The sequence below is a fragment of the Nonomuraea sp. NPDC001699 genome (assembly GCF_053596455.1).
Genome location: NZ_JBSFGF010000020.1, coordinates 1 through 25,721 on the forward strand (window position 1 = coordinate 1; position 25,721 = coordinate 25,721).

Genomic DNA, 25,721 nt, shown 5'->3' on the forward strand with positions numbered 1-25,721 from the left:
AGCCTGAGCGACATCCAGCACGTCGGCTTCGTCGTCAAGGACAACGGCGACGGCACGATCTCCACGATCGAAGGCAACACCGGCAACGGCAAGGTGGAGGAGCGCGTCCGCCCGACGTCCCAGGTCGTCGGCTACGGTTACCCGTCCTACGCCGCCTGACACCTCGACACGGCGCGCATTCCTGCCCGGGATGCGCGCTTTGTTGTATTACCGCACGTCACGGCGGCTGTGACGCTCGGCACACCCGACTTCTCGATAAATGTGCATGATGCCTAGTAGGGCACTTTCCTCCGTACGGCAGGCTGTTTGACAGGAACCACGGCACGCCGTCAGCAAGATGTAAGGGTGCCGAAAGGGGACGGGGGCATGGTTAGGGACATGAGAGCAGGCGACAACCCAGAAGCGGCTGAAACTGTCGGTGCCGGTCACGAGACTGGGTGAACACGCCGGAGTTCCACCACTGACGACTGAACTTGAAGGACGTGATGGAGATGCGCCAGACACAGGTTCGCCGCCGGCCGAGGAAGCCGGTCAAAGCCGCACTGGACCTTCGCACGCCGTCGGGGCGACCGTTGCCCTTTTGATCATCAGGAAGCAGGAGCGCCATCTGAGAGGTGCGCGATGATGTGCAGTCACTTTCCCGTATGCCCCAGTGCGGACTCGCCCGACCGTGAGCGTTCGCACGTGATCTCGGCCCACCCCGACCAGGGCTGGAGCCTCCTCTGCAACGGCGTGGTGCTGTTCGAGGACACGGGTCTGCTGCTGCCTGACGGCAGCGTCGTCGCCCCCCACAGAGCGCCCGTCGCCGCCTGAGAGCCCGCGGGCCCCGAGGCCCGGGGGCAACCCCCCGCCGTCCGGTGCCGAGGGGCGTGACCGCCCGCCCGGCACCCTTCGACGCGCTCGGGCCCTACCTGCGCCCGATGCTCAGCACCGGCCCGGTGCGGTCGGTGAAGAAGTCGTCACCCTTGTCGTCGACGACGATGAAGGCGGGGAAGTCCTCGACCTCGATCTTCCACACCGCCTCCATCCCCAGCTCGGGGTATTCGAGCACGTCGACCTTCCTGATGCAGTCCTGGGCGAGCCGGGCGGCCGGGCCGCCGATGGAGCCCAGGTAGAAGCCGCCGTACTTCTGGCACGCCTCGGTCACCTGCTTGGACCTGTTGCCCTTGGCCAGCATGACCATCGAGCCGCCCGCCGCCTGGAAGCGCTCGACGTAGGAGTCCATGCGGCCGGCCGTGGTGGGGCCGAACGAGCCGGAGGCGTAGCCCTCGGGGGTCTTGGCCGGGCCGGCGTAGTAGACCGCGTGGTCCTTGAGGTACTGCGGCATCTCGCCGCCCTCGTCGAGCAGCTCGGCGATCTTGGCGTGCGCGATGTCGCGGGCGACGACGAGCGGGCCGGTGAGCGAGAGCCGCGTCTTGACCGGGTACTTGGTCAGCTCGGCGAGGATCTCCGGCATCGGCCTGTTGAGGTCGACCCGGACGACGTCGTCCGACAGGTGCTCGTCGGTGGTCTCCGGCAGGAAGCGGGCCGGGTCGGTCTCCAGCTTCTCCAGGAACACGCCCTCGGCAGTGATCTTCGCCAGCGCCTGGCGGTCGGCCGAGCACGACACCGCGATGGCCACCGGGCAGGACGCGCCGTGCCGGGGCAGGCGGATCACGCGGACGTCGTGGCAGAAGTACTTGCCGCCGAACTGCGCGCCGATGCCGAGCTTCTGCGTCAGCTCGAAGACCTTGGCCTCCAGCTCCAGGTCGCGGAACCCGTGCCCGGAGGGCGAGCCCTCGGTGGGGATGGAGTCGAGGTAGCGGGCGCTGGCGTACTTGGCGGTCTTGAGCGCGAACTCGGCGGAGGTGCCGCCCACCACCACGGCCAGGTGGTACGGCGGGCAGGCCGCGGTGCCCAGCGAGCGGATCTTCTCCTCCAGGAAGGCCAGCATGCGCTTCTCGTTGAGCACCGCCTTGGTCTCCTGGTAGAGGAACGACTTGTTGGCCGAGCCGCCGCCCTTGGCCATGAACAGCAGCTTGTACTCGTCGGCGTGGCCGTGGGGGTCCTCGGCGTAGAGCTCGATCTGCGCGGGCAGGTTGTTGCCGGTGTTCTTCTCCTCCCACATGGTCAGCGGGGCCATCTGGGAGTAGCGCAGGTTGAGCTTGGTGTAGGCGTCGTAGACACCGCGCGAGAGGTGCTCGGCGTCGCGGCCGTCGGTCAGAACGTGGCGGCCGCGCTTGCCCATGACGATGGCGGTGCCGGTGTCCTGGCACATCGGCAGCACGCCGCCCGCCGAGATCGAGGCGTTCTTCAGCAGGTCGAGGGCGACGAACCGGTCGTTGCCGCTGGACTCGGGGTCGTCGACGATCTTGCGGAGCTGGGCCAGGTGCGACGTGCGCAGGAAGTGCGAGATGTCGTGGACCGCGGTCTCGGTGAGCAGCCGCAGGGCCTCCGGGTCGACTTCGAGGAACGTACGCCCGGCCGCTTCGACCTTCCGCACCCCCTCCGACGTGATCAGCCGGTACTCGGTCTCATCGGCGCCAAGGGGAAGCAGATCGGTGTAGTCGAAGTCCATGTCCATAGAGGGTACGCCCCCCGTTCACTGGTCATCCCGGGGCCGGTACGGGCTCCGGCGAGCGCCGCGCGGTGAGCCCCACCAGGATGCCCGCGATCACCAGACCGGCCCCGGCGAGGTCGTAGGCGCTGGGCGTCGCGATGCCGAGCACGAGCCCCGTGACGATCGCGCCGACCGGGATGAGCCCGGCGAACAACCCGGCCGCCCCCGGGCCGAGCTTGGGCAGCGAGGTGTACCAGAGGAAGAAGGCCCCGACCGTGACCACCACCGCCAGGTACGAGAAGCCCAGCGTCTCGGGCGCGGTCGGCGTCCGCAACATGGCGGTGCCCTCCTTGACCAGGCCGATCACCGCCAGCATGGGCACGGCCAGCGCCGTCGAGTACGCCGAGACCCGGATCGCCCCCAGCTTCGGCAGCAGGGGGATGGCCAGCATGGAGAAGCTGACCTCGCCCACCAGCGCCCCGAGCGCCCACAGCAGCCCGGTCGGGTTGCCGCTGCCGAGCCCGGTCGCCAGCGTCGCCCCGGCCACCACCACCGCGGCGCCCGCCAGCAGCCGCGGCGCCGGACGCCCCCCGGCCAGCGCGAGCGCCAGCGGCACGGTGCCGAGTACGGTGCCCACCAGCGCCGGTCCCGAGGCCTTGGTGGACTCGACGACGCACACGTTGAAGATCACCAGGCCGAGCAGGGTCAACCCGCCCAGGTACAGGGTCTCGCGCCGGGTCAGCCGGACGAACCGCAGGCCGAGCACCCTGGTGATGACCAGCAGGATGACGGCGGCCGCGAGGTAGCGCACGGCCTGGCCGCCGTACACCGGGTAGGAGCCGATCAGGCCGGACACCCCGGCCAGGGTGCCCACCAGGAACATGGCTGTGGCGGCTCCGGCGATTCCGTTTCTCATGGGCAGGATGTTAGGGAGACAATGGTTCGTCCAAACAGTCCAATGTCCCGCTATATGACAGGACCAATATGGCCGACCTGCACATCCAGATCAATCGGGATGAGGGAGGGATCGCCGGGCAGATCGCGGCTGAGCTGCGCGAAGGCGTGCGCCTCGGGCGGCTCGTGCCCGGCACCCGCCTGCCCGCCACCCGTGACCTCGCCGCCGACCTCCAGGTCTCCAGGGGCGTGGTGGTGGAGGCGTACGAGCAGCTCGTGGCCGAGGGGTTCCTGGTCTCGCGGGTGGGGGCCGGGACCGAGGTGGCCGCGCTGGGCGCCGTCCGGTCCGCCCTGCCGGGGCCGGTGGCCGACGGCGGGGTCTACGGGCCGTACCACGGGCACCGGGCCACGTCCCCCGACCTCGGGCACTTCCCCAGGGAGCGCTGGCTGGCGGCGGTACGGTACGTCCTGGCCACCGTGCCGTCCGACGCGCTCGACTACGGCGACCCCGGGGGCGTCCCCGAGCTGCGCGAGGAGCTGGCCGGTTACCTGCGGCGGGTCAGGGCGGCCGACGTGCACCCGGACAACCTGGTCGTCGTGGGCGGCGTGGCCCAGGGGCTGAGCCTGGCGCTGCACGTCCTGGCCCCGCGCGGCGGCCTGCGCCTGATCGTCGAGGACCCCACGAGCCGGCGCCAGGTCCCGCTGCTGGAACGGGCCGGGGCCCGCCTGGTGCCGGTGCCCGTGGGTTGTGACGGCCTGGTCGCGGGTGACATGAAGGGCGAGGCGGCGCTCGTCACGCCCGCGCACCAGTACCCGACGGGCGTCGTGCTCTCCCCGGCCAGGCGGGCCGCGCTCATGGAGTGGGCCGGCGCGGGCGACCGGATGATCCTGGAGGACGACTACGACGCCGAGTTCCGCTACGACCGCGACCCGGTCGGCTGCCTGCAGGGGCTGGCCCCCGACAGGGTGATCCTCACCGGCAGCGTCAGCAAGTCGCTCGCGCCCGGCCTGCGGCTCGGCTGGGTCGCCGCCCCGGCCCACCTGGCCGGCGCGATCCGCCGCGCCCGCAGCGAGCTGGACCTGGGCTCGCCGGTCATCGAGCAGTACGCGCTGGCCCGCTTCCTGCGTACGGGCGGCTACGACAAGCATCTGCGGCGCATGCGCAGGGAGTACCGCCGCCGCCGGGACGCGCTGGTCAGGGCGCTGGCCGAGGAGTTTCCGGAGATCCGCGTCCGGGGCATCCAGGCCGGGCTGCACGTCTACCTCGACCTGCCGGACGGCTGGGACGAGCTCCGGGTCGTCCACGCGGCCCAGAGTCTCGGCCTGTCCGCCGAGCCGGTCGGGCCGATGCGGTTCTCGCCCGGCCCTCCGGCGGTCGTGCTCGGGTTCGCCCGGGTGCCGGTGCATCAGGCGGGGGAGGCCGTCAGAGGCTTAAAAGTCCGTATGTCCGGACATAGTATGGACTGAGGAAGAATCGTGTGACTGGAGGCGGCATGCGGGTCGGACTGCTGGGCCTGGGCCGGATCGGCGCCTTCCACGCCGCGAACCTGGCCGCGCACCCCCTGGTCGACGAGCTGATCGTGGCCGACCCGGTCAGGACGTCGCCGTACGGCAGGCCCGGAGACCCGTTCGACGCCGACGCCGTGGTCATCGCCACGCCGACCGGCACGCACGCCGAGCTGCTGATCCGGGCCTGCGAGCTGGGCGTCCCCGCCCTCTGCGAGAAGCCGGCGGCGAGCACGGTCGCCGAGACGCTCAAGGTGCTGGAGGCGAGCGCGGGCAGACGGGTGGGCATCGGGTTCCAGCGCAGGTTCGACCCGGGCTACCGGGCCGCCCGCGCGGCGCTGCGGGCCGGCGAGCTGGGGGAGCTGCACCGCGTCCACCTGGTCACGGCCGACCCGGTGCCGCCGCCCGCCGAGTACGTCCCGCTGTCCGGCGGGCTCTTCCGCGACTGCCACATCCACGACTTCGACGCCCTGCGCTGGGTGACCGGGCGCGAGGTCGTCTCCGTCCACGCCGTCGGCGCGAACCGGGGCGCGGCGTTCTTCGGGGCGGCCGGCGACGTGGACAACAGCGCCGCCCTGCTCACCCTCGACGACGGCACGCTGGTCACCCTCCAGGGCTCCCGCTACAACGGCGCGGGTTACGACGTGCGCATGGAGCTGGCGGGCACGAAGGGCACCCAGGCGGTCGGGCTCGGCCCGCGTGCCCCGCTGCGCAGCTCCGAGGGCCTGCAACCGCCCGGACCGCCCTGGCCCGACTTCGTGGCCAGGTTCGGCCCGGCGTACGCGGCCGAGATCGACGCCTTCCTGCGCGGCGGCGAGGGCCTGTGCCCGATCGAGGACGCCCTGGCCGCCCTGTACGTCGCCGAGGCCGCCGACCTGTCGCTGCGCGAGTCCCGTCCCGTCCAGGTGGCCGAGGTGCGGGGCTGACCCAGGGGCCTGTCCGAGAGGGGTGTCACGCCTTCGCGACGGCCCGCTTGGGCGCGAAGCCCGGCGCGAGCACGATGATCACGCCCGCCAGCAGCAGCGGCGCGACGAACGCCACCCGCCAGTCCACGGCGTCGGCGAGGCCGCCGATCAGCGCGGCCCCCACGATGAAGCCCACGTAGTTGAAGAGGTTCACCCGGGCGATGGCCACCCCGGTGCCCGCCGGGTCCAGCTTGCCCGCCGCCGAGAACGACTGCGGCGCCACCACCGACAACCCCAGCCCGGTCAGCCCGAACGCGATGATCGCCAGCGGCTGGCTCGGGGCCACCACGACGCCGAGGAAGCCCAGCGTGGCCAGCGCGCCGCCGAGCCGGACGATGGCCGCGGGGCCGTAGCGGCGCACCGCGACGTCGCCGCCGAGCCGTACGGCCAGGGTCGCGCCCTGGTAGACGCTGTAGGCCAGTTTCGCCACGCTGTCCTGGGCGAGCAGCGCCTTGCCCATGAAGACGGTCGCGAAGTTCGACACCGCGGAGTCGCCGATGTAGAGGAAGCCCATGGCCAGGCAGAGCGGGATGATCGGCCGCCAGGGGAACTTGCCGGTCGGGGCCTCGACGACGTTCTCGACTTTCTCCTCGCTGATCGTGCACAGCTTCGGCCCGGCGTAGAGCGAGCCGGCCACCGCCAGGACCATGGGGGCGGCCATCGTGACCGCCAGCGAGATCCGGTGGTCGGCCGCGAACACCGCCCACAGGGCCCCCGCCAGGCTGAGGACGCTCCACACGCTGTGGAAGCCGTTCAGCACGGCGGTGCCGTGCCGGCGTTCGACGGCCACGCCCTGCATGTTCATGCCCGCGTCCACCGCGCCGACCGCCAGGCCGAACAGCAGCAGGGCGGGCACGGCCAGCGGCACCGAGGGCGCGAGGCCGGTGAGCACCACGGCGAGCGCCACCACGGGCTGCGCGACCCGCAGGAGCAGCTTGCTGCCGTACCGGGCGGCGAACGTCCCCGCGCTGACGCTGCCCACGCCGGCGAAGACGGGCACGATCAGCAACAGGAGCGTGAGCGCCCCGTCGGTGAGCTCCAGCTTGGTCTGGAGGCTGGCCACCTGGACGAGCACGGTGGCGAAGGAGAGGCCCTGCACGCCGTACACGACGAACGTGGCGGTACGGGCCTGGCGATCACGCGGGGACGGCACGACGGCCTCCTGATCGGGGGGGAATCAAACGTGAGGCGGAGTCAGGTTAGCGGCTGGTCAGGGCCGTACGCCAGCAGCAGATAGGGTGCCGGGGTGAAGCGGGGCTACGCGACCGGCGAGGCGCGCAAGGAGCGCATTCTCGCGGTCGCGCTCCTGGAGTTCGCCGAGCACGGCTACCGCGGCGCCTCGCTGGCCCGCATCGCCGAGCGGGTCGAGCTCTCCCAGGCCGGGCTGCTGCACCACTTCAGGAGCAAGGACCGTCTCCTCGTCGCGGTGCTCGACTACCGCGACGAGCTCGACCAGCGCAGGTTCGGCACCGGCCGCGACGGCGGCGCCGACGCCCTGCGCGCCCTGGCCGACGTCGTCGACCACAACGCGCGGGTGCCGGGCCTCGTTCAGCTCTTCTCGGTGATCAGCGGCGAGGCGGTGACCCCCGGCCACCCCGGCCACGAGTGGGCCAGGCGGCGCTACCGGCGGCTGCGCGCCGACGTGGCCGCCGCGCTGCGCGCGGGCGTCGAACGCGGTGAGTTCCGGGCCGGCCTCGACGCCGAGGCCCACGCCGACCGCCTGATCGCGATGATGGACGGCCTCCAGACCCAGTGGCTGATCGACCCCGACCAGGTGGACATGGCGGCCGTCTTCCGCGGTTACGTGGACGACCTCATCGCCGCTCTACGGCCCGCCTGACCGCCTGGGCGGGCTCGGTCTCCGCCAGCCGCCCGGCCGCCCACACCCCGAGGGCCAGCAACGCGGCCACCTCGGTGCCGGCCAGCACACGTTCGACCAGGCCGAGGGGCATGACCCGGTACCACGGCAGGCCGTGGCGGGCACCGATGACCATCGCCGTGCCGATGCCCACGACCCACAACGCCGAGCACACCCCCAGCCCGAACGCCACCACCGCCGACCTGCGGCGCTCCCGGTGCCGCCAGGGCCGGGCGATGATCACGGCGGCCAGCGGCAGGCTCAGGAAGGCCACGAAGCTGCCGACCCGGTGGATGCTGCCGCTCATGCTCGGGCCGACCGCCCAGTCGTTCTTGTGGAACGCGGCCGTCAGGAGCAGTCCGACGCTCCAGCCCATGAGCGCGATCGTGCCGACCACCCCGGCCAGGCGTCTGCGCGCCAGCGAGACGCCGATGGCCGCCGACCCGGCCGCCAGCAGCCCCACCGCGAGCCCGAAGATCCACCCGCCGGGGCCGAGCCCGTGCTCGCTGATCGTGCGCCTGAACGGGTTCGTCTCGGCGAGGCTGGTCAGCTCCAGGCCCACGATCACGGAGATGCCCACCCCCGCCGCGCCGAGCCCCCATCGTGCCGGTTGATGCACGCCCGCCTCCCGGGATCGGCCGCCAGAAGTCTTCGCGTGGATCAACGGCGGAACGCGCCGGACGATTCCGGCGTAGCGCCCACCGGCGCGCTGACGTGCACAGTTCGCTCCACCGTCGCGCTCTCCCCACCCGCTCGACCGGCGCGCCGACGCGAACGGAGAGCAGGCCCGGGAGAGCGGCGCGTTGCTCGGGCGGATTCGCGGATGTGCGCCCTGTTGGTCCGCTCTTGGGCGAGCGAATACCCGGGCCGCCGGATATCGTCAGAAGTGTGAACGAACGCGCGGGATCGTGGTTGCCGAAGCTGCAGGAAGTCGGAGAGCGGCTTGCCGAAGAGTTCGTGACGTCCCGGCGCGCGTCGTCCGCGCCCGGCCTGCCGCAGCCGCACGAACTGCGTGCCTCCGACGCCGACCGCGAACGCATCGCGCAGGTTCTCCAGGACGCCCACGCCGACGGCCGGCTCGACCTCGTCGAGCTGGAGGAGCGGCTCGGCGTCGTCTACTCCGCGCGCACGCTCGGCGACCTGGCCGGGCTCACCGCCGACCTGCTCCCGGCCGAGGAGCAGCCGCTCAACCTCGACGGCCGGCCGGTGTCGGCCATCTTCAAGAAGGAGCAGCGCGGCGGGCGCTGGGTGGTGCCCGCCGAGCTCGACGTCACGGCCATGTTCGGCACGACCAAGCTGGACTTCCGCGACGCGATCCTGCAGAACAGCCGGATCGTCATCAACGCCACCCTGGTCTTCGGCGGCCTGGAGATCCACGTGCCGGAGGACCTTGAGGTGATCAGGGTCACCAAGGACAAGACCGTCCGCCTGACCAGGGAGCCGGCCGAGCCCGGCGGGCCCGTGGTCGAGGTGCGCACCACGAACTTCGCCGGCGAGGTCAAGGTCAAGGAACCGCCCAAGCGCAAACGCCGCCGCTGAGAAGGGTCAGCCGGCCGTGTCGAAGTTGATCGCGCTGTAGGCGCGCAGCTTCCACAGCTGGTGCTCGCTCTCGATCTTCCTGATGGTCCCCGACCGGCCGCGCATCACCAGCGAGCTGGTCACCGCCGCGCCCGACCTGAACCGCACGCCCTGCATCAGCTCGCCCTGGGTGATGCCGGTCGCGGCGAAGAACACGTCGTCCGACCTGACCAGGTCGTTCGTGGTGAGCACCTGGCTGAGGTCGTGCCCGGCGTCGATGGCCTTGCCGCGCTCGGCGTCGTCCCGCGGCCACAGCCGCCCCTGGATCACGCCGCCCAGGCACTTGAGCGCGCACGCGGCCACGATGCCCTCGGGCGTGCCGCCGATGCCCAGCATCAGGTCGATGCCGGTGCCCGCGCGGGCCGCCATGATCGCGCCGGCCACGTCGCCGTCCACGATGAACTTGATCCGCGCGCCCGTCTCCCTGATCTCCTTGACCAGCCTCTCGTGCCGCGGCCGGTCCAGCACGACCACCGTGACGTCGGACGGCGAGCAGTGCTTGGCCCTGGCCACCGCGTTGATGTTGTCGGCCACCGACGCCTCGATGTTCACCACGTCGGCCGCCTCCGGCCCGGTGACCAGCTTCTCCATGTAGAACACCGCGGACGGGTCGTACATCGAGCCGCGCTCGCTCACCGCGATCACCGACACCGCGTCCGGCATGCCGAGCGCCGTCAGCCTGGTCCCGTCGATCGGGTCCACCGCCACGTCGCAGTCGGGGCCGCTGCCGTCGCCGACGCGCTCGCCGTTGTACAACATCGGGGCGTGGTCCTTCTCGCCCTCCCCGATGACCACCACGCCGTTCATCGACACGGTGTTGATCAGTTGGCGCATGGCGTTGACCGCCGCGCCGTCGGCGCCGTTCTTGTCGCCGCGGCCCACCCAGCGGGCCGCGGCCATGGCGGCCGCCTCCGTCACGCGTACCAGCTCCATCGCCAGGTTGCGGTCGGGGGCGTGCTCGCCCGTCGCGAGCGCTGCCGGTACCGACGTCTGATCGGACATGCTGAGCCTCCTCGTTGAGAACACTCTCGATCGTAGTTGCCGGTCTATTCCCGGTCAGAGGGGGATAATCTGCCCACTCCTGCATGCTCCTCCGCACGAGGGCCGCCGCGTGATGGTCAGGGACCGGCGAAAAGGGATATCTATATGGGTGCCCGCATGACGGAGAACGGATTTTGCGCCATATCGCGTGCGCGTCGAAGATCTCGCCTCCACCATGGACATGCGCCCCCGCCGTGGAGGAGATCGAATGAGCGAAGTGGAACACGCGGTGACCCAGCCGCGCACGTCCGAGCGGGGAGCTGCGACGCGGAGCTCGCTGCTGGCCGCCGCGAGGGAGGTCTTCGTCTCCAAGGGCTTCGCCGAGTCCGGCGTGACGGACGTCGTCGCCAGGGCCGACGCCAGCGTGGGCAGCCTCTACCATCACTTCTCCGGCAAGGCCGACCTCTACCTCACGTTGTGGGAGGAATGGCAGGCCCGGCAGGCCCAGCGCACCAAGCAGGCCGCCCGTACGGCCCGCGCCGCCGGCGAGGGCGACCCCATGCGGGTGTTCCTCGACGCCGCCCGCGCCTATCTCGAAGGCTGCCTGGAGGAGCGCGAGCTGGCCGTCCTGTTCCTGCGCGGCGACGGCCCGCCCGGCTTCGAGGTGGTCATGCGCGACCGGCTGCGCACGTGGGCCCAGCGCAACGCCGCCCTGTTCGAGGACGAGCCCGCGCTCGTCGTCGTGGTCACCGGCGCCCTGGCCGCGGCCGTCAGCGAGATCGTCTTCTCCGGCGACCACGCGATGGTCGACCAGGTGCTCGCGATCATCGGCCAGATCAGGCCCGCCACTTCGGCGACCGCGCCCGCCAGCGGGTAACCTCGCCAAGTGTGCGACGGTTCACCCAAGGTTTCTACGGCTACGCGGTAGCCCTCTTCGTGTGCATGGCGGGCGTGGGGCTCTTCATGCTCGTGGCTCCGCAGAGCCGTGAGGAGCACATCCCGCGGCTCGACTACTCCATCACCGTCGCCAACTTCGGGCACGGCGTGCCCTACCAGGTGTGGTCCCCGCAGAAGGACCCGGCGGGCTGGGTGCCCAACAGCAACCGGATCGCCAAGGGCCAGAACGGCGCCCAGGTGCTCTACCTCGGCTACGCCACCGCCGCGCGCCAGCACGCCATGTTCGCCCAGAGCGACGAGAAGCCGGCCGCCGAGTTCGCCAACCGCATGACCGGCATCGCCAAGCCGTCCGGCAGCCAGCAGGTCGGCGGGGTCACGTGGGAGAAGCGCTTCCGCGAGGACAAGAACCAGCGCTCGCTCGTACGCGTGCTCCCCGACGTCACCCTCGTGATCACCGGCACGGCCGACTGGCCCGAGCTGACCGAGCTGGCCGGGCTCCTCCAGCAGCGCGCCAAGGGATGACCCAGGTCGGGCGCGGCGGCGTCTAGGGTGGTTGCCGTGGCAGACGAGAAGACACCTTCGTACGAGCAGGCCCGCGAGGAGCTGACCGAGGTGGTGCGCCGCCTGGAGACGGGCGGGCTGACCCTGGAGCAGTCGATCGAGCTCTGGGAGCGCGGCGAGAAGCTCGCGGCCGTCTGCGAGGAGTGGCTCCAGGGCGCCCGGGTCAAGCTCGCCGCCGCCATGGCCAGGCGCTCGGAGCCGGGCGCCGACGACGCCCCCTTCTGATCCGCCGTCCCGAACCGTCAGGAGCCGGTGCGGCCCAGCGCCACCACCGGGATGCGGCGGCTGGTCTTGGCCTCGTACTCCGCGAAGCCGGGGGCGATCTCGACCATGCGGGCGTAGAGCCGGTCACGCTCGTCGCCCTCGATGAAGTCGGCCTTCACCTCGAACGTCTCGGTGCCGATCTCGGCGGTCGCCACGGGGTTGGCGCGCAGGTTGTGGTACCAGGCCGGGTGGTTGTCGGCGCCCGCGTTGGAGGCGATGATCACGTAGCGGTCGCCGTCGGCCAGGTACATCACCGGCGTGGTCGTGCGGTTGCCGCTCTTGGCGCCCGTCGTCGTGAGCAGCACCAGCGTCGCGCCCTCGAACGGGCCGCCCACCCGGCCCTCGTTGGCCCGGAATTCGTCGATGATCTGCTGGTTGAACGAGTTGGTCATCTCAGCTCCTCATAATCGGAGAGTTCTCCGATTCGGAGAATACCGGAGAGCTCTCCGCTGACAAGCGGGGTTATGCTCCAGGCGTGTGCGCACGTGACCTGCTGCCCATCGTCGGGCAACCCCAGCCCGAGCGGGCCGACGCCGCGCGCAACCGCCGGAAGATCATCGAGGTGGCCGCCACGATGATCGCCGAACGCGGCGCGGACGAGCTCTCGCTCGACGAGGTGGCCAAGGCCGCCTGCGTGGGGGTGGGCACCGTCTACCGGCGCTTCGGCGACCGGGCGGGGCTCGTCCTCGCGCTGATCGACGAGCGGGAGCGGCGGTTCCAGGCGGCGTTCCTGAGCGGCCCGCCGCCGCTCGGGCCCGGCGCGCCGCCGGCCGAGCGGGTCACGGCCTTCCTGCACGCGCTGGTCGACCGCATCGTCGAGCAGCAGGATCTGTTCCTGCTGCTGGAGAACGGGCCGGGCAAGGCGCGCTACAGCGGGCCGTACCGGGTGCATCAGGTGCACCTGGCGGGCCTGCTCGCCGAGGTCCGTCCGGGGGCCCACGTCGCCTACCTGGCCGACGCGCTGCTCGCGCCGGTCACCGCCTGGCTGATCAAGTTCCAGCGGGAGGAGCGGGGCATGACGGTGGAGGGCGTCAAGGCCGGCCTCGCCGACCTGGCCGCCGCCGTCGTGCGCGGGCCCTAGTCCTCCGTACGGACCGAGAGCCGGTCGTCGCTGAGCCGGATCGTCAGCGGAGTGCCCGGCGGCACGTCCTTGGCCAGGCGTACGACCTCGCCCGACGGATGTTGCACGATCGCGTAGCCGCGTTCCAGCGTGGCCGCCGGGGACAGCGCGACCAGGCGGGCCCGCAGGTGCGTGAGGTCGTCGGCGGCCCGGTCGAGCGAGCCGGTCAGCGAGCGCCTGGCCCGCTCCCGCAGCGCGTCGACCTGCTCGGCCCGGCGTTCGAGCTCGCGCACCGGATCGGCCAGCGAGGGCCGCGAGCGCACCGACGTCAGCCACGACATCTCGCGGTCGAGCCAGCCGTTGAGCACCCGGCGCCCGCGGTCGCGCAGCTGGCGGATCAGAGCGAGCTGCTCGCCCACGTCGGGGACGACCTTCTTGGCGGCGTCGGTGGGCGTGGAGGCGCGTACGTCGGCCACCAGGTCGAGCAGCGGGCTGTCCTGCTCATGGCCGATCGCGCTGACCACGGGGGTGCGGCAGGCGGTCACCGCGCGCACGAGGGTCTCGTCGGAGAACGGCAGCAGGTCCTCCAGCGAGCCGCCGCCGCGGGCCACGACGATCACCTCGACCTCGGGGTCGGCGTCCAGCTTGCGCAGCGCCTCGGTGACCTCCCCGACCGCGTACGGCCCCTGGACGGCCACCTCCTCCACCTTGAACCGCACGGCCGGCCAGCGGCGGCGGGCGTTCTCCAGCACGTCGCGCTCGGCGGCCGAGTCGCGCCCGCAGACGAGCCCGATCGTGCCCGGCAGGAACGGCAGCCGCCGCTTCCTGTCGGCGTTGAACAGCCCCTCGGTGGCCAGCAGCCGGCGCAGCCGCTCCAGCCTGGCCAGCAGCTCGCCCACGCCGACGGGCCGGATCTCCATCGCCGTGAAGGCGAACGAGCCCTTGTTGACCCAGAAGTCCGGCTTGACGTGCACCACGACCCTCGCCCCGTCGGACGGGCGCGGCTCGGCGGCCTCGTAGACGCCGCGCGGAGCCGTGACCCGGGCCGAGACGTTGGCCACCGGGTCACGCAGGGTCAGGAACACCGTGCCGCCGCGGGCGCTCAGATCGGTGATCTGGCCCTCGACCCACACCGTGCCGAGCCTGCCGATCCAGCCGCCCACCATCTGCAGGACCGTGCGGATCGGCAGCGGAGACTCGGGTGTGGTCTTCGAGGTCATGGCGGAAGACTACGGGTTCGCTGTGACTATTCCCCGGCCCGCAGCTTGGCCAGCCGGTTCTCGAACATGCGCACGACCTCGTCGCGGGCGTGGGTGGCGCGCTCGTAGGCGAGGTAGTCGCCGATCTGCTCGGCGGACTTTCCGCGCATCCTGGCCCGCAGGGAGGCCACGGTGAGCTCGGAGTAGCCGGGCAGCGGCTCGGCCAGGTCGTCCGGGACGACCTTGGGCTCGTCCGCGTGGGCGGCCGGCTCGGTGGCCTCGGCGGCGGCCTTGAGGACGCCTTCCTGGGGCGCGGCGGCGGGCTCGGGCTCCTGGGGCTCCTGGGCGACGGCGGCGGGCTTGGCGGCCTTGGTCGCCTTCGCGGGCTTGGCGGTCGTGGTGGCCTTCGTGCTCTTGGCGGTCTTCGTGCCCTTGGCGGCCCTGGCGGGCTTCGCGGCGCCCTTGTCGGTGGCCTCGGCGGCCTCGGCAGCGGCGGCGGCCTCAGGCGCGGCCTCGGCCTCGACCGCGGCCTTGGGCTCGGCGACCGCGGCCACGGCGGCGGGCTTGGACTCCACCGCGGGCTCGGCTTCGACGGCGGGTTCAGCGGCGGGTTCAGCGGCAGGCTCGGCAGCGGCCTCGATGGCGGGCTCGACCACGGTCTCGGCCGGGGCTTCCGCCTTGGGCGCGGCTTCCGTCTCGGCGACGGCTTCCGGCTTGGTCTCGGTCTTGGGCCCGGCGTTGGACTCGGTCTCGGTCTTGGGCGCGGTCTCCGGCTCGGTCTCCGTCTTGGTGGCGGTCTTGCCCGCGGGGGCGAAGATGACCGGGTCCGGCTTGCTCTTGGACGACCCGTTGGGCGCGGCCTCGGGACGCGGCGCGAAGATCACCGGCTCCTTGCGCGCCGGCTTCTCGTCCTCGGCCGGGGGAGCGGCGACCTGCTCGGCGGCGGAGGGAAGCGACTCCTTCTCCTCCTCGCGCTCCTCCTTCGAGCCCAGCCCCTTGATGGAGTTCTTCATCCGGTCCACCACCAGCAGCGCCTGTCCGGCGGCGCTGAGCGTGGTCTGGACGACGAGCAGCGGCAGGTCCTTGGCCTTCTCCTTGAGTTCGTCCTTGTTGGTAACGGTTCTGGCGATGTTGCGTATCACGTCGCTAAGGGACATGACGTCTCCCTGGGAGGTCAGTATTGGACGGCCAGTCTGGCAAACGGCGGGCGACCACGCACGCGCAGCCCTGATGGCCGCTCCACGTAGCATAAGAAGTATGGAGCCCCAGACCCCCACTTCCCGCCGAGTACTCGTAGCCAAGCCGCGCGGCTACTGTGCCGGAGTCGATCGAGCCGTGGTAGCGGTCGAGAAAGCCCTGGAGCAGTACGGCGCGCCGGTCTACGTCCGCAAGCAGATCGTGCACAACACCCACGTCGTCAAGACGCTGGAGGCCAGGGGCGCCATCTTCGTCGAGGAGACCGACGAGGTGCCCGAGGGCGAGATCGTGGTGTTCTCGGCCCACGGCGTCTCGCCGGCCGTGCACGAGGAGGCCCGGGAGCGCGGTCTGCGCACCATCGACGCCACCTGCCCGCTGGTCACGAAGGTGCACAACGAGGCCAAGCGGTTCGCCGCCCAGGACTACGACATCCTGCTCATCGGGCACGAAGGCCACGAAGAGGTCGAGGGCACCGCGGGCGAGGCCCCCGACCACATCCAGCTCGTCGACGGCCTCGACTCGGTCGGCAAGGTGCAGGTGAAGGACCCCGACAAGCTCGTGTGGCTGTCGCAGACCACCCTGTCGGTCGACGAGACCACCGAGACGGTCGCCCGCCTCAAGGAGCGCTTCCCCACCCTGCTCGACCCGCCGAGCGACGACATCTGCTACGCCACCCAGAACCGGCAGGTCGCGGTGAAGGAGATCGCCGCCGAGGCCCAGCTCGTGATCGTGGTCGGGTCGGAGAACTCCTCCAACTCCAAGCGCCTGGTCGAGGTGGCCAAGGACTACGGCGCCGATGCCGCGTACCTGGTGGACAACGCCGGCTTCATCCAGGACGAATGGCTCGAAGGCGTCACCACGGTCGGCCTGACCAGCGGCGCCTCGGTGCCGGAGGAGCTGGTCGACGAGGTGCTCGAGCGGCTGGCCGGCCACGGCTTCGGCGACGTGCGCGAGGTCGAGTCGGTGCAGGAGAGCATGCGCTTCGCGCTCCCGCACGAGCTGCGCAAGGACCTTCGCGTGTCCTAGTCGTCGCCGCGCGGGGTGCCGTAGACCTTGGGCTCGAAGTAGCCCTCCGGCTCGGGCACGAACGGCTGGCGCGGGCGCGGCACCTCCGCGCCCGCCTTCAGCTCCTCGCGCAGCTCCCGCACGTTGTCGCGCAGGCCGCGCCGCCAGGCCACGGCCAGCACGACCGCGGAGCCGGCGAACAGCCAGGGCGCGCCGCGGGTCAGCGAGCCGTACAGGCCGAGGGCCAGTGACTGCACGATCGACACCGAGCCGAACGCGCGCCCGAGCTCGACGAAGAGCGTCGCGCAGAAGAACACCAGCGGCGGCGTGACCACCAGCGACAGCAGCTCGCGCTTGTTGACCAGAAGCGCGCTGAGCAGGCACGACACCACGAACGCGGCGCCCACCAGGTAGGACAGGCCGAGCACCGCGGTCAGGACATAGCCCGCCAAGGTGGCGACCAGAGTGAGCGCGATGGCGCCGCGAGCGGTCAGCCTGACGCCGGAACGCCTGCCCTTCTCTGCCACTCTCCCACCCCCGTTTACGGCGACCCGCCTGCCAACTTACCGTTCGAGTGCGAAATGAGAGACGTGGTTTCGAGCAGTTCGGGCGAGGCCAGAGGTCTCGGCAGCCCTTCGAGCATCTCCGGGGCCTCCAGATCGCCGTCCACGACGCCCAGATCGTTGAGTTTGCGTGCGGTGACCAGGACGCGGCTTTCGAGCGAACCGACCGACTTGTTGTACGCCTCCACCGCCCGCGTCAACGCCCTGCCCAGCGACTCCACGTTCCTGCCGAGGGACGCCAGCCGCTCGTACAGCTCCTTGCCCAGCTCGAACACCGCCCGCGCGTTCTCGCTCAGCGCGGCCTGCTGCCAGGCGTAGTGAGCGGTGCGCAGCATCGTGATCAGCGTGGTCGGCGTGGCGATGTGCACCCGCCGCGCCATGGCGTACTCCAGCAGGGCCGGGTCGCGTTCGAGCGCGGGCGCGAGGAACGCCTCGCCCGGGATGAACAGCACGACGAACTCCGGCGACGGGTTGAACCCCTGCCAGTACGCCTTGGCCGCCAGCCGGTCGACGTGCTCGCGCACATGCCTGGCGTGCGCGTCGAGCCGGACGGTGGCCAGCGACTCGTCGCCCGCCTCCGCCGCCTCCAGGTAGGCCGCGAGCGAGACCTTGGAGTCGACCACGATGTTCTTGCCGCCGGCCAGCCTGACCACCATGTCGGGACGCATCGCGCCCTCGGTGACCTGCTCCTCGAAGTCGCAGTGGCGCTGCATCCCGGCGATCTCGGCCACCCGGCGCAGTTGCAGCTCCCCCCACCGTCCGCGGGCCTCGGGCCGCTGCAGGGCCCTGACCAGCGCGGTCGTCTGCGAGCGCAGCTGTTCGTTGCTCTGCTGCACGAACTCCATCTGCTTGGCCAGCTCCGCCCGCGCCGCCCGCTGCCCGGCCTCGGTGTCGCGAAGCTGCGACTCGACCCGCGCGAGCGCGTCCTTCAGCGGCTCGACCAGGTGCTCGACGGCCTGCCTGCGCTGGTCGAGGTCACCGGCGGCCTCGGCCCGGCTGGCCGAGAACCGGGTCTCGGCCAGTTCGAGGAAGCGCACGTTGTTGACGTCGAGGGCGCGCGTGGACAGGGCCTGGAAACGTTCGGCGAGCTGTTCCTCGACGTAGACCAGCTTCTCGGCGGCCGACCTGGCCCGCGCGTCGGCCTCGGCGACCCGCACCGCCGCGCGGGTCCTGGCGACCAGGAAGCCGACGAGGAGTCCGAGGGCGAGCCCGATGAGCAGCGAGACGACATCCACTCCAACGATGATTGCAGCACATCGCGTCTGGATCTTCCCGACACGCTTGCGGAATCCGCTTGTGCGCCGACTCATCCGTCACGCACAGTATTGAGATGGCTACCGATCTGCGGCTCGCAGTCGCCGTGTCCGCGGTGTCGGTGGCCCTGATCGCCCTGGCCGGAGCCGTGTTCACCGGTCCGGGCCCCGAGGCGCCCGCGGCCTCCCGTCCGACCCTGCGCTGGACGCCCGGCGCCTGCGTGACCGAGCGGTACGCGCTCATCGCCTGCAACGGCGGCGACTTCGAGGTGCTGGCCATCGCGCACGACCCGCCGCTGCCCGCCGACTGCCCCGACGACACCGACGACGTGCTCCGCATCGGCCTGGGCCGCACGGCCTGCGTGCGGTCCTTCCTGGCCCCGCACGCCGGCGCACCCGGCGGTGGCGGCGGCGTGCTCAGGTCCGGCGACTGCGTGGCGCTCGACGGCCGGGAGCGCCCGTGCGCGGGCTCCGGCTGGTACGGCAGGTCCGTCGCGATCGCCTCGTCCGCGCGCGAATGCCCCGCGACCACCCTCGACACGCTCGAAAGCGGAGCGGACGTCGTCTGCCTGGGGCCCGGTGGCCAGGTGCTCGCCGAGGGCGCGTGCGTGGCCAGACCGGCCGCCGACGTGGTCGCCAGGTCGGCGGTGACCAGGGCCGCCTGCGGCTCGTCCGCCGCCTGGGCCCGGGTCGTCTCCTTCGAGACCACGCCCTCGGCCTGCCCGGCCGACGCCCAGCGTTACCTGCGCGCGGCACCCGGCACGTACCGTCCGGTGACCTGCCTGCACCTGCTCAGCAAGTAAACTCGCTGTCCGTGAGCCTCTCCATCGGCATCGTCGGCCTGCCCAACGTCGGTAAGTCCACGCTTTTCAACGCGCTGACCAAGACCGGCAACGCACTCGCCGCGAACTACCCGTTCGCCACCATCGAGCCCAACGTCGGGATCGTGGGCGTGCCCGACGACCGCCTGCCCAAGCTGGCCGAGATCTTCGGCTCGGCCCGCATCCTGCCCGCCAAGGTCGAGTTCGTCGACATCGCCGGCCTGGTCAAGGGCGCATCCGAGGGGCAGGGCCGGGGCAACCAGTTCCTTGCCAACATCCGCGACACCGACGCGATCTGCCAGGTCATCCGCGTCTTCGGCGACCCCGACGTCACGCACGTCGACGGGGAGATCTCCCCCAAGCGGGACATCGAGACCATCAACACCGAGTTGATCATGGCCGACCTGCAGACGGTCGAGAAGGCCGTCCCGCGCCTGCAGAAGGAGGCGCGCAACAACAAGGACAAGAAGGCCGCGCTGGAGGCCGCCGAGGCCGCGCTGGCCGTCCTGGAGACCGGCAAGACCGTCTTCGAGAGCGGCCTCGACCGGGAGGAGCTGCGCGAGCTCCACCTGCTCACCGCCAAGCCCTTCCTCTACGTCTTCAACCTCGACGCCGACGAGCTGACCGACACCGCGCTCAAGGAGCAGCTGTCGGCCCTCGTCGCCCCCGCCGAGGCCGTCTTCCTCGACGCCAAGATCGAGTCCGAGCTGGTCGAGCTCGACGAGGAGGAGGCCCTGGAGCTGCTCCAGTCGGTCGGCCAGGAGGAGTCGGGCCTGCGCCAGCTCGCCCGGGTCGGCTTCGAGACGCTGGGCCTGCAGACCTACCTGACCGCCGGCCCGAAGGAGACCAGGGCCTGGACGATCCGCAAGGGCGCCACGGCGCCCGAGGCGGCCGGCGTGATCCACACCGACTTCCAGCGCGGCTTCATCAAGGCCGAGGTGGTCTCCTTCGACGACCTCGTCGAGGTGGGCTCCATCGCCAGCGCCCGATCCGCGGGCAAGGCCCGCATCGAGGGCAAGGACTACGTCATGCGCGACGGCGACGTGGTGGAGTTCCGCTTCAACGTCTGATCCGCGCTATCCGAGAAGCCCGCCGAGCAGGGCCGCGGGGCCGCCGCTGAGCGGGAGGCCGCCCCCGCCGCCGCTGTTGCCGGCGGGCTTCTTGTTGTCGAAGTGGATGAGCTCGTTCGCGTACGTGCCCCCCTGGCACACGGCCTTGCCGCGGCCGACGGGCGTGACCTTGCCGCCCGCGCCCGTGCACTCGCTGTCGGTGACCCAGGAGGGCGCGGCGGCGGCGGGGGAGGGGGCGGTGAGGGCGAACGCGGCGAGTGCGGCGGCGGGCAGGAGGGCGGCGGCGAGGCGACGCATCACATCAGTCCAATCACGGTGGGCTAACTTTCGCTACGCTAGGTTACCGGCGGATCGCCGTCGAAAGCCCATCGTCCGGATGACGAACTCGCAGGCCCTTCCGGGATTATGTGATTCCGGGACAACTGAGGCGTCAACCACTTTGGGTCCCTACGCGTCGAATCGTCACGGCGTTCACGCTGACTCGGGAGGCCCTCATGATCCGACGCATCATCCGGAAGCGACGTCCGGCGCCCACGCTCGCGGGCATCAGCCTGGAGGAGGAGCTGGCCCTGATCAGGGTCGAGCTCATGTACGGGCTACGCGTCAACCGTGAGGCGTACCTGCGCAGGAAGGTCGACGAGCGCAACGAGCTGGCCAGCCGCATGCGCGAGCGCGACGCCGCCTCGATGCTGGCCGACCTCCGGGGGTCGCTGGAGCGCGCGGTGTCGCCCACGGTCGTCGACCTGCACAGCCGTCGCCGGGCACGCGCCGGCCAGGACCCCGAGCCCGCCTGAGCCGAGAGAGTCGTACCCCCGGAAGTGGCACATAACACCCTCTGTCCTCCTCTCATGCCAAATGCGCAGGTCGTGAGCATCTATGCCTGTTTTGGACAGCAATCCATGTCCGCCGCGCTAGGCGGAAATAGGCGTCTGGCCTGGTCAAATGGTGATTCCACCGGTAACTGACTGGAAGCGGCACTGAGTCCTGCCATACGGATCCGGTTTGCCGTCAAGGCGGTCATGCCTGCAGCATGGGCGTGGCTTTCCTGGAAGAATGGCGGGACCGGATAGGGTGACTACTTCACCGCGGATGATGGGGATCGGCAACGGACGACACCGCGCCAACCGGGGGGATCGGCGCGAGCGGAGGCGTGATGGCTCGTAGGTCTACCGTCCAGCACGATCCTCGGATCGCTGGCGAGCCTGAGCTTTCCGCGCGCCCGGACATGGCTGACTTCGACGCGCCGCCCTCGCGCAGGCCACGTCGGGGCGGCTGGTCCGGTGGCGGCGGACGGTGGCTGGTTTGGGCCGGCCGCATCATTCTCTGGGCGCTTATTGTGGTTATCGTGGTGAATGGGATTCGTGCCCCATTTGAGCGGTTTACCCAGCAAGAGCCCACGACGACCAATGGCGCCGTCGTGGCGCACAAGGGATTCCCCGCTGACCAGGGCATGGCTTTCGCCGCCCAGTTCGCGGGGGTCTATCTGAATTTCAGTCCGGAAGACGCGGCCAGCAGGACCAGGAAGCTGGCCGCCTTCCTGGCCGAGGGCATGGACGCCCAGATGTGGTGGGACGGCTTCGGCAAGATGGCCGCCGTCGCGATCCAGCCGTACGACATCGAGGCGTCCGACGCCCAGAACGCCGTGGTGAGCGTGGCCTTCCAGTCCGGGCCGCGCCGGCTCATGCTGTCGGTCCCGATCTACTACTCCGGCGACGACAACGGCAGGCGGTTCGTCATCTCGGGCCGCCCGGCGATCCTGCCCGCGCCGGCTCCCGCCGACCTCCCGCAGGTCGCGAAGCCTGAGGCCGACGACGCGGCGGCGGCCGAACTCAAGCCGCAACTGGAGGGCTTCTTCAAGGACTACGCCTCCGGCGACACCGCCGGGCTGCAGCGTTACGTGGCCGCCGGGAAGACGCTGCCGAGCTTCGGCAGCGCGTTCACCTTCGCGGAGTTGAAGGACATCGTGGTGCCTGTGGGGGGTGCCACCCGAGAGATCCAGGCGGTCGTGGTGTGGATCGTGCCCAACGGCGACGCTCCGGCCACACCCAGTGCCACCGACCCGGCCGCCGTCGGCGGGCGGCTGGAGCAGGCCTACCGCCTCACCGTGGAGAAGCAGGGCGACAAGTGGTACGTCGCCGACATCCGCGGCGCTGGTCGGGCCGTTGGATAGACGCACGACCGCGCTGTTGTTCGGTACCCCCCGGGAGGACAAGAAGTGACGTTGAAGACCGTAGTGCTCACCTTGATCGAAATGTCGCCGTCGCCGTCGCCGACCGGCATCGACACCGGAGGGCTCGCCAACTTCCTGCGGGCCTTCTTCGCCCCGTTGTTCCTGGTCGTCGTCTCCGTGGTCGCGCTCTTCTTCCTCTTCACCCGTGAGATCACGCGTTTCGTCCAGTTCCTCATCCTGGCTGTGGCCATCGGAGTGATCTTCTACGTTCCGAACATCATCGAGGTGACCGCGAAGGCGATCGCGGGCGCGCTGGGCATCAAGTAAAGGGTTGAGACCGCTCCAGGGCGGTCATGTACGAGCGGGTGGAGAGGAGGACTGCGTGGACCTGCCCACGTATACGAACATCTGGCGCATCGAGAAGCGGCTCTACAAGCTCTACGACCTTCGCCTCCCGATGCCGCTCCCCATCGTCTGGATCGGCGTGTTCGTCGGGGTGTTCGTGCCGTGGTCCCTCCTGCTGATCCTGGTGGGCGTGCCGGTGGCCATGCCGTGGCACGTGTTGTTCCTGGTCCCGCCGGGGATCGTGACGTGGTTGTCCACGCGTCCCGTCATCGAGGGGAAGCGGCTCACCGAGCTTCTCGAGTCCCAGCTCCGCTACCTGGGCCAGCCCAAGGCCTGGTACCGGCTCGCGCCCACGTCCGAGCCCGAGGGGGTCACGTTCTCCGGGCGCGTGTGGCGTACCACTCCGGTGCGGGTCAAGGCGAAGGCGGCGCGCAAGGCCCGCCAGCCGCAGCGCAAGCGCGAGGGGCAGCGGATCACCGGGCCGCGGCAGGTGCGTCCCGCCGTGGCCGCCGCGGCGGCGGCCGCCCAGCAGGCGCCGGTGGCGGAGGCCCGTACCGGGTGGGGGTCGCGTACCAGGCGGGGCACGGCTCCCGCGCTGGCGCCGCAGGCCCGCCGGGCCGCGCCCGCCTTCGGGCAGGACGTGCCGCTGGTCCTGGTGCCCGGGGATGAGAACGGACCGGCGTCGTCGCCGGTCGAGCACGACGTCGCCGCCGGAGAGCTGGCCAGCCGCGAGCTCACCGGCGGCGCCCTCCCCGCCCGCCCCCGTCACGCCCGCTCCGAACGCGACGCGGGCGGACGCGAGGCCCCTGAGCGCGACGCCGCAGGGCGCGGTGACGGGCGCGGTGACGGGCGCGGTGACGGGCGCGGTGACGGGCATGGTGACGGGCCGGCCGCCGTCCGCGAGGAGCGGCTCGAAGCGGCGCAGGCGGGCGAGCGTACGGACGGCGAGGCGGACAGGGCGTCGGCCGAGGCACAGGGCGGTCGCGGGGAGGTCGTGCCGATCCGGGCGGCGGAAGGGCGCAGGCCCGTGTCCGGCAAGCCGATCGACACCGAGGCACTGCGGCGGCTGCGCCGGCTCGCCGCCAGCGCCGACGCCCCTCCGGAGACATCCGGACGCGGCGTTGCCGAGCGCCGTGACGACGTGAGTGATCGTCGTGCTGCCACGGACGAGCACCGCGTTGACGCGGGCGAGCGCCAGGCGGCCACGGGCGAGCGCCGCCAGGGTGCCGGTGAGCGTCCCGAAGGCGCGGACCGTGAGGGCGAGGGCCGTGAGGACGAGAACGCGATCGCGCGCGACCAGCACAGGAAGGGGCAGCCGCCGCGAGGCGGGCCCGGCACGGTGATCCTGGGCGCGCAGCGTTCCTGGCCGCCGATCGACCCCGACGCCAAGCCCCTCTCCGGTCCGACCCTCCGCCTTGAGGACCAGATCCCCAAGGCCGAGCGCCCCGCCACCTCCGACGGCGCTCCCGCGGGGGAGACCGGTCCCGCCGCCGGCGCGGACGTCGCGGCGTCCGACGCCGCCCCCGCTGAACGGCCTTCGGGCACCGAAGGCGGCACCCCCGCTGATGGCGGTACCGCCGGCGACGGTGGCGATGCCCCCGCCGGGCAGGCCGCCGCCGAAGCGGACGCATCCCACGGAGAGCCCGGCACCGCCCGGGCGGACGCCCCCTCCCACATGGACGCCCCCTCTCACGTGGACGCCCTCGCCCCGGTCGACGCCTTTGCGCCGGACGACGCCCCCGCTCGGAAGGACGATGCCGTCGGTGCGGAGGCCCCTGTAGGCCACGCCGGTGATGCGCCTGCCCTGGACGAGGAGCCCGCGCCCGTCGAGCGAGTGCATGCCGAGCCGGTCCGCGACGAGCGGGTCGAGGACGAGCCCGTCCGGGACGAGCCTGTGCGGGAGGTGGCGGCGCGGCAGCGGCCCGTCGGCGGGAGGTCAGGGGACAGGGCTGGAAAGTTCGTGGCTCCGGTGCCGGTTCCCAGGCCCGGTGAGAGCAGGCCCGCCGAGGGACGGGTGCGCAGGGTCGAGTCCGTCGTCGGCCGGGACTCCGGCGGATGGCGCAGGATCGCCCAGGTCGTGGTGGGCGGAGGCGGCGTACGAACCGACGCGTCCGAGATCGACGAGGCCAGGGCCAGGGCCGTGTTCGGCGGGAGCCGGCGGATCGTGGTGCTCGGCTGCACCGGCGGTGCGGGCCAGTCCACGACGGCGCTCATGCTCGGCCACACCTTCGCCACCTACCGCGACGACCGGATCGTCGCCGTCGACGCCAACACCGGCGGCACCACCCTGACCAGCAGGATCGAGCCGGAGACGCCCGAGACCCTGACGTCGTTGCTGTCCGGGCTCGACCAGGTCAGCGGCTACCTGAAGATGCGCGGCTTCACCACCCGCACCGCCTCCGGCCTGGAGGTGATCTCGGCCGACACCGACGCGGGCGCCGAGCAGCGCCTCGCCGACCGCAGCTTCTTCTCCGACCACCGTCTCGGCGAGTCGATGCGTTTGCTCGACCGCCACTACAAGCTGTCGGTCATCGACCCGGCCGCCGCGCTCGCGGCCCGCATCCTGCCGTACGCCGACCAGCTCGTGCTGGTGGTCCCGGCGAGCGAGGAGGCGGCGGAAGCGGTGGCGATGACGTACGAATGGCTGGACGGGCACGGGTGCGGCGAGCTGCGCAGGCGTGCGGTGATGGTCGTCAACGGCGTCAGCAGGCGTTCGATGGCCGACGTCGAGCAGGCGGAGGCGGTGGCCAGAGGCAGGTGCCGGGCCATCGTCCGGGTCCCGTGGGAGGACGGCCTGGCGCCCGGCGGCGCCGAGATCGTCGACCCCGGTCAGTTGCGCGCGGCCGGACGGCGGGCCTACCTCGCCCTCGCCGGCGTCGTGATCGCAGGCTTCGCGGTACAGGCACACGGACAGGCCGTCCGACCGAGCGAAGAGGAGTTGGCGAGTGACCCCCCGGGCACGAGAATCGGTGAGCGTTAAGTGAACATGCGAGCA

27 protein-coding genes and 1 pseudogene are annotated in these 25,721 nt (G+C 71.5%); 17 read left to right on the forward strand and 11 right to left on the reverse strand.

The window, feature by feature from the left end; all coding sequences use genetic code 11:
- Positions 1–159: pseudogene (locus tag ACWCSU_RS39495) on the forward strand (CHAP domain-containing protein); the annotation flags it as partial.
- Positions 160–624: 465 nt separating this feature from the next.
- Complete coding sequence (locus ACWCSU_RS39500; protein WP_352327892.1) at positions 625–813, forward strand: DUF5999 family protein; 189 nt, start codon at positions 625–627, stop codon at positions 811–813.
- Between the two features lie 94 nt (positions 814–907).
- Here the strand turns inward: ACWCSU_RS39500 and ACWCSU_RS39505 are convergent, their stop codons facing one another.
- Positions 908–2,557, reverse strand: a complete 1,650-nt coding sequence (locus ACWCSU_RS39505) for a fumarate hydratase (RefSeq protein WP_357704099.1) — start codon at positions 2,555–2,557, stop codon at positions 908–910.
- A 31-nt stretch (positions 2,558–2,588) separates the two neighbouring features.
- Positions 2,589–3,455: a DMT family transporter gene (locus tag ACWCSU_RS39510; protein ID WP_357704101.1), complete on the reverse strand. Its 867-nt coding sequence runs from the start codon at positions 3,453–3,455 to the stop codon at positions 2,589–2,591.
- A gap of 68 nt (positions 3,456–3,523) precedes the next feature.
- Between ACWCSU_RS39510 and pdxR the strand changes: the two genes are divergently transcribed.
- Together pdxR and ACWCSU_RS39520 are read left to right on the forward strand one after the other, a co-directional pair.
- Positions 3,524–4,900, forward strand: coding sequence for a MocR-like pyridoxine biosynthesis transcription factor PdxR (gene pdxR / locus ACWCSU_RS39515; protein ID WP_449941944.1), 1,377 nt, complete (start codon positions 3,524–3,526; stop codon positions 4,898–4,900).
- Positions 4,901–4,926: 26 nt separating this feature from the next.
- Entirely contained in the window at positions 4,927–5,865 is a 939-nt protein-coding gene (locus ACWCSU_RS39520; RefSeq protein WP_449941945.1) for a Gfo/Idh/MocA family protein, read from the forward strand.
- Between the two features lie 25 nt (positions 5,866–5,890).
- On the opposite strand, the gene ACWCSU_RS39525 is transcribed toward ACWCSU_RS39520, so the two are convergent.
- A complete protein-coding gene (locus ACWCSU_RS39525; RefSeq protein ID WP_449941946.1) occupies positions 5,891–7,057 on the reverse strand; it encodes an MFS transporter in 1,167 nt (388 codons plus the stop codon).
- 93 nt (positions 7,058–7,150) lie between these two features.
- On the opposite strand from ACWCSU_RS39525, the gene ACWCSU_RS39530 reads away from it, so the two are divergent.
- Positions 7,151–7,744: a TetR/AcrR family transcriptional regulator gene (locus ACWCSU_RS39530; RefSeq protein WP_357704109.1), complete on the forward strand. Its 594-nt coding sequence runs from the start codon at positions 7,151–7,153 to the stop codon at positions 7,742–7,744.
- On the opposite strand, the gene ACWCSU_RS39535 is transcribed toward ACWCSU_RS39530, so the two are convergent.
- On the reverse strand, positions 7,719–8,381 hold the full coding sequence (locus ACWCSU_RS39535; RefSeq protein WP_364098559.1) for a DUF998 domain-containing protein: 663 nt from the start codon (positions 8,379–8,381) through the stop codon (positions 7,719–7,721). The genes ACWCSU_RS39530 and ACWCSU_RS39535 overlap by 26 nt on opposite strands.
- A gap of 269 nt (positions 8,382–8,650) precedes the next feature.
- Here ACWCSU_RS39535 and ACWCSU_RS39540 point away from each other — a divergent pair, with 269 nt between their 5' ends.
- A complete protein-coding gene (locus ACWCSU_RS39540) occupies positions 8,651–9,301 on the forward strand; it encodes a DUF1707 SHOCT-like domain-containing protein (RefSeq protein WP_357704113.1) in 651 nt (216 codons plus the stop codon).
- Between the two features lie 6 nt (positions 9,302–9,307).
- Here the strand turns inward: ACWCSU_RS39540 and glpX are convergent, their stop codons facing one another.
- The gene (gene glpX / locus ACWCSU_RS39545) at positions 9,308–10,342 is read right to left on the reverse strand and encodes a class II fructose-bisphosphatase (RefSeq protein WP_364098562.1); all 1,035 of its coding nucleotides are present in this window, start codon (positions 10,340–10,342) and stop codon (positions 9,308–9,310) included.
- Positions 10,343–10,589: 247 nt separating this feature from the next.
- On the opposite strand from glpX, the gene ACWCSU_RS39550 reads away from it, so the two are divergent.
- Genes ACWCSU_RS39550 through ACWCSU_RS39560 form a run of 3 tightly spaced genes read left to right on the forward strand, consistent with a single transcriptional unit; the run spans position 10,590 to position 12,004 of the window.
- On the forward strand, positions 10,590–11,198 hold the full coding sequence (locus tag ACWCSU_RS39550) for a TetR/AcrR family transcriptional regulator (RefSeq protein WP_449941947.1): 609 nt from the start codon (positions 10,590–10,592) through the stop codon (positions 11,196–11,198).
- An 11-nt stretch (positions 11,199–11,209) separates the two neighbouring features.
- Positions 11,210–11,740: a DUF4245 domain-containing protein gene (locus ACWCSU_RS39555; protein ID WP_357704119.1), complete on the forward strand. Its 531-nt coding sequence runs from the start codon at positions 11,210–11,212 to the stop codon at positions 11,738–11,740.
- Between the two features lie 36 nt (positions 11,741–11,776).
- Entirely contained in the window at positions 11,777–12,004 is a 228-nt protein-coding gene (locus tag ACWCSU_RS39560) for an exodeoxyribonuclease VII small subunit (RefSeq protein ID WP_125636712.1), read from the forward strand.
- Positions 12,005–12,021: 17 nt separating this feature from the next.
- Here ACWCSU_RS39560 and ACWCSU_RS39565 read toward each other — a convergent pair whose 3' ends face one another.
- Positions 12,022–12,435 carry a nitroreductase family deazaflavin-dependent oxidoreductase gene (locus tag ACWCSU_RS39565; protein ID WP_449941948.1) on the reverse strand — a complete coding sequence of 138 codons (414 nt, stop codon included), beginning with the start codon at positions 12,433–12,435 and terminating at the stop codon, positions 12,022–12,024.
- Positions 12,436–12,518: 83 nt separating this feature from the next.
- Here ACWCSU_RS39565 and ACWCSU_RS39570 point away from each other — a divergent pair, with 83 nt between their 5' ends.
- Positions 12,519–13,124, forward strand: a complete 606-nt coding sequence (locus tag ACWCSU_RS39570; protein ID WP_357704123.1) for a TetR/AcrR family transcriptional regulator — start codon at positions 12,519–12,521, stop codon at positions 13,122–13,124.
- Here ACWCSU_RS39570 and xseA read toward each other — a convergent pair.
- Together xseA and ACWCSU_RS39580 are read right to left on the reverse strand one after the other, a co-directional pair.
- Entirely contained in the window at positions 13,121–14,323 is a 1,203-nt protein-coding gene (gene xseA / locus ACWCSU_RS39575) for an exodeoxyribonuclease VII large subunit (protein ID WP_449941949.1), read from the reverse strand. The two genes, ACWCSU_RS39570 and xseA, sit on opposite strands and share 4 nt — an antisense overlap.
- A 26-nt stretch (positions 14,324–14,349) precedes the next feature.
- Entirely contained in the window at positions 14,350–15,459 is a 1,110-nt protein-coding gene (locus ACWCSU_RS39580) for a hypothetical protein (RefSeq protein ID WP_449941950.1), read from the reverse strand.
- Between the two features lie 100 nt (positions 15,460–15,559).
- Here ACWCSU_RS39580 and ACWCSU_RS39585 point away from each other — a divergent pair, with 100 nt between their 5' ends.
- Positions 15,560–16,525, forward strand: a complete 966-nt coding sequence (locus tag ACWCSU_RS39585) for a 4-hydroxy-3-methylbut-2-enyl diphosphate reductase (protein WP_357704131.1) — start codon at positions 15,560–15,562, stop codon at positions 16,523–16,525.
- Here the strand turns inward: ACWCSU_RS39585 and ACWCSU_RS39590 are convergent.
- Positions 16,522–17,031, reverse strand: a complete 510-nt coding sequence (locus ACWCSU_RS39590; protein WP_357704133.1) for a DUF6542 domain-containing protein — start codon at positions 17,029–17,031, stop codon at positions 16,522–16,524. The two genes, ACWCSU_RS39585 and ACWCSU_RS39590, sit on opposite strands and share 4 nt — an antisense overlap.
- Positions 17,032–17,045: 14 nt before the next feature.
- Complete coding sequence (locus tag ACWCSU_RS39595) at positions 17,046–18,302, reverse strand: DNA recombination protein RmuC (RefSeq protein WP_397038526.1); 1,257 nt, start codon at positions 18,300–18,302, stop codon at positions 17,046–17,048.
- Between the two features lie 95 nt (positions 18,303–18,397).
- Between ACWCSU_RS39595 and ACWCSU_RS39600 the strand changes: the two genes are divergently transcribed.
- Both ACWCSU_RS39600 and ychF read left to right on the forward strand, forming a co-directional pair.
- Complete coding sequence (locus ACWCSU_RS39600) at positions 18,398–19,123, forward strand: hypothetical protein (RefSeq protein WP_449941951.1); 726 nt, start codon at positions 18,398–18,400, stop codon at positions 19,121–19,123.
- Between the two features lie 11 nt (positions 19,124–19,134).
- On the forward strand, positions 19,135–20,211 hold the full coding sequence (ychF, locus tag ACWCSU_RS39605; RefSeq protein WP_364098582.1) for a redox-regulated ATPase YchF: 1,077 nt from the start codon (positions 19,135–19,137) through the stop codon (positions 20,209–20,211).
- A 6-nt stretch (positions 20,212–20,217) separates the two neighbouring features.
- Here the strand turns inward: ychF and ACWCSU_RS39610 are convergent, their stop codons facing one another.
- A complete protein-coding gene (locus tag ACWCSU_RS39610) occupies positions 20,218–20,508 on the reverse strand; it encodes a hypothetical protein (RefSeq protein WP_357704139.1) in 291 nt (96 codons plus the stop codon).
- Between the two features lie 197 nt (positions 20,509–20,705).
- Here ACWCSU_RS39610 and ACWCSU_RS39615 point away from each other — a divergent pair, with 197 nt between their 5' ends.
- The 4 genes from ACWCSU_RS39615 to ACWCSU_RS39630 all read left to right on the forward strand — a co-directional run bounded on the left by ACWCSU_RS39615 (position 20,706) and on the right by ACWCSU_RS39630 (position 25,706).
- Complete coding sequence (locus tag ACWCSU_RS39615; protein WP_357704141.1) at positions 20,706–21,005, forward strand: hypothetical protein; 300 nt, start codon at positions 20,706–20,708, stop codon at positions 21,003–21,005.
- Positions 21,006–21,628: 623 nt separating this feature from the next.
- Complete coding sequence (locus tag ACWCSU_RS39620) at positions 21,629–22,381, forward strand: conjugal transfer protein (RefSeq protein ID WP_357704143.1); 753 nt, start codon at positions 21,629–21,631, stop codon at positions 22,379–22,381.
- A gap of 81 nt (positions 22,382–22,462) precedes the next feature.
- Complete coding sequence (locus ACWCSU_RS39625) at positions 22,463–22,708, forward strand: hypothetical protein (protein ID WP_352325464.1); 246 nt, start codon at positions 22,463–22,465, stop codon at positions 22,706–22,708.
- Positions 22,709–22,763: 55 nt separating this feature from the next.
- A complete protein-coding gene (locus ACWCSU_RS39630; RefSeq protein WP_449941952.1) occupies positions 22,764–25,706 on the forward strand; it encodes a TcpE family conjugal transfer membrane protein in 2,943 nt (980 codons plus the stop codon).
- The last annotated feature ends 15 nt before the right edge of the window (positions 25,707–25,721 follow it).

What these genes read in the sequence shown, in the direction of transcription:
- ACWCSU_RS39610 (WP_357704139.1), bottom strand. Translation starts at nt 20,508, where the DNA reads ATGCGTCGCCTCGCCGCCGCCCTCCTGCCCGCCGCCGCACTCGCCGCG.
- xseA (WP_449941949.1), bottom strand. Translation starts at nt 14,323, where the DNA reads ATGACCTCGAAGACCACACCCGAGTCTCCGCTGCCGATCCGCACGGTC.
- ACWCSU_RS39550 (WP_449941947.1), top strand. Translation starts at nt 10,590, where the DNA reads ATGAGCGAAGTGGAACACGCGGTGACCCAGCCGCGCACGTCCGAGCGG.
- ACWCSU_RS39580 (WP_449941950.1), bottom strand. Translation starts at nt 15,459, where the DNA reads ATGTCCCTTAGCGACGTGATACGCAACATCGCCAGAACCGTTACCAAC.
- ACWCSU_RS39615 (WP_357704141.1), top strand. Translation starts at nt 20,706, where the DNA reads ATGATCCGACGCATCATCCGGAAGCGACGTCCGGCGCCCACGCTCGCG.
- ACWCSU_RS39510 (WP_357704101.1), bottom strand. Translation starts at nt 3,455, where the DNA reads ATGAGAAACGGAATCGCCGGAGCCGCCACAGCCATGTTCCTGGTGGGC.
- ACWCSU_RS39625 (WP_352325464.1), top strand. Translation starts at nt 22,463, where the DNA reads ATGTCGCCGTCGCCGTCGCCGACCGGCATCGACACCGGAGGGCTCGCC.
- ACWCSU_RS39505 (WP_357704099.1), bottom strand. Translation starts at nt 2,557, where the DNA reads ATGGACTTCGACTACACCGATCTGCTTCCCCTTGGCGCCGATGAGACC.
- ACWCSU_RS39565 (WP_449941948.1), bottom strand. Translation starts at nt 12,435, where the DNA reads ATGACCAACTCGTTCAACCAGCAGATCATCGACGAATTCCGGGCCAAC.
- ACWCSU_RS39585 (WP_357704131.1), top strand. Translation starts at nt 15,560, where the DNA reads ATGGAGCCCCAGACCCCCACTTCCCGCCGAGTACTCGTAGCCAAGCCG.
- glpX (WP_364098562.1), bottom strand. Translation starts at nt 10,342, where the DNA reads ATGTCCGATCAGACGTCGGTACCGGCAGCGCTCGCGACGGGCGAGCAC.
- pdxR (WP_449941944.1), top strand. Translation starts at nt 3,524, where the DNA reads ATGGCCGACCTGCACATCCAGATCAATCGGGATGAGGGAGGGATCGCC.
- ACWCSU_RS39600 (WP_449941951.1), top strand. Translation starts at nt 18,398, where the DNA reads ATGGCTACCGATCTGCGGCTCGCAGTCGCCGTGTCCGCGGTGTCGGTG.
- ACWCSU_RS39520 (WP_449941945.1), top strand. Translation starts at nt 4,927, where the DNA reads ATGCGGGTCGGACTGCTGGGCCTGGGCCGGATCGGCGCCTTCCACGCC.
- ACWCSU_RS39500 (WP_352327892.1), top strand. Translation starts at nt 625, where the DNA reads ATGTGCAGTCACTTTCCCGTATGCCCCAGTGCGGACTCGCCCGACCGT.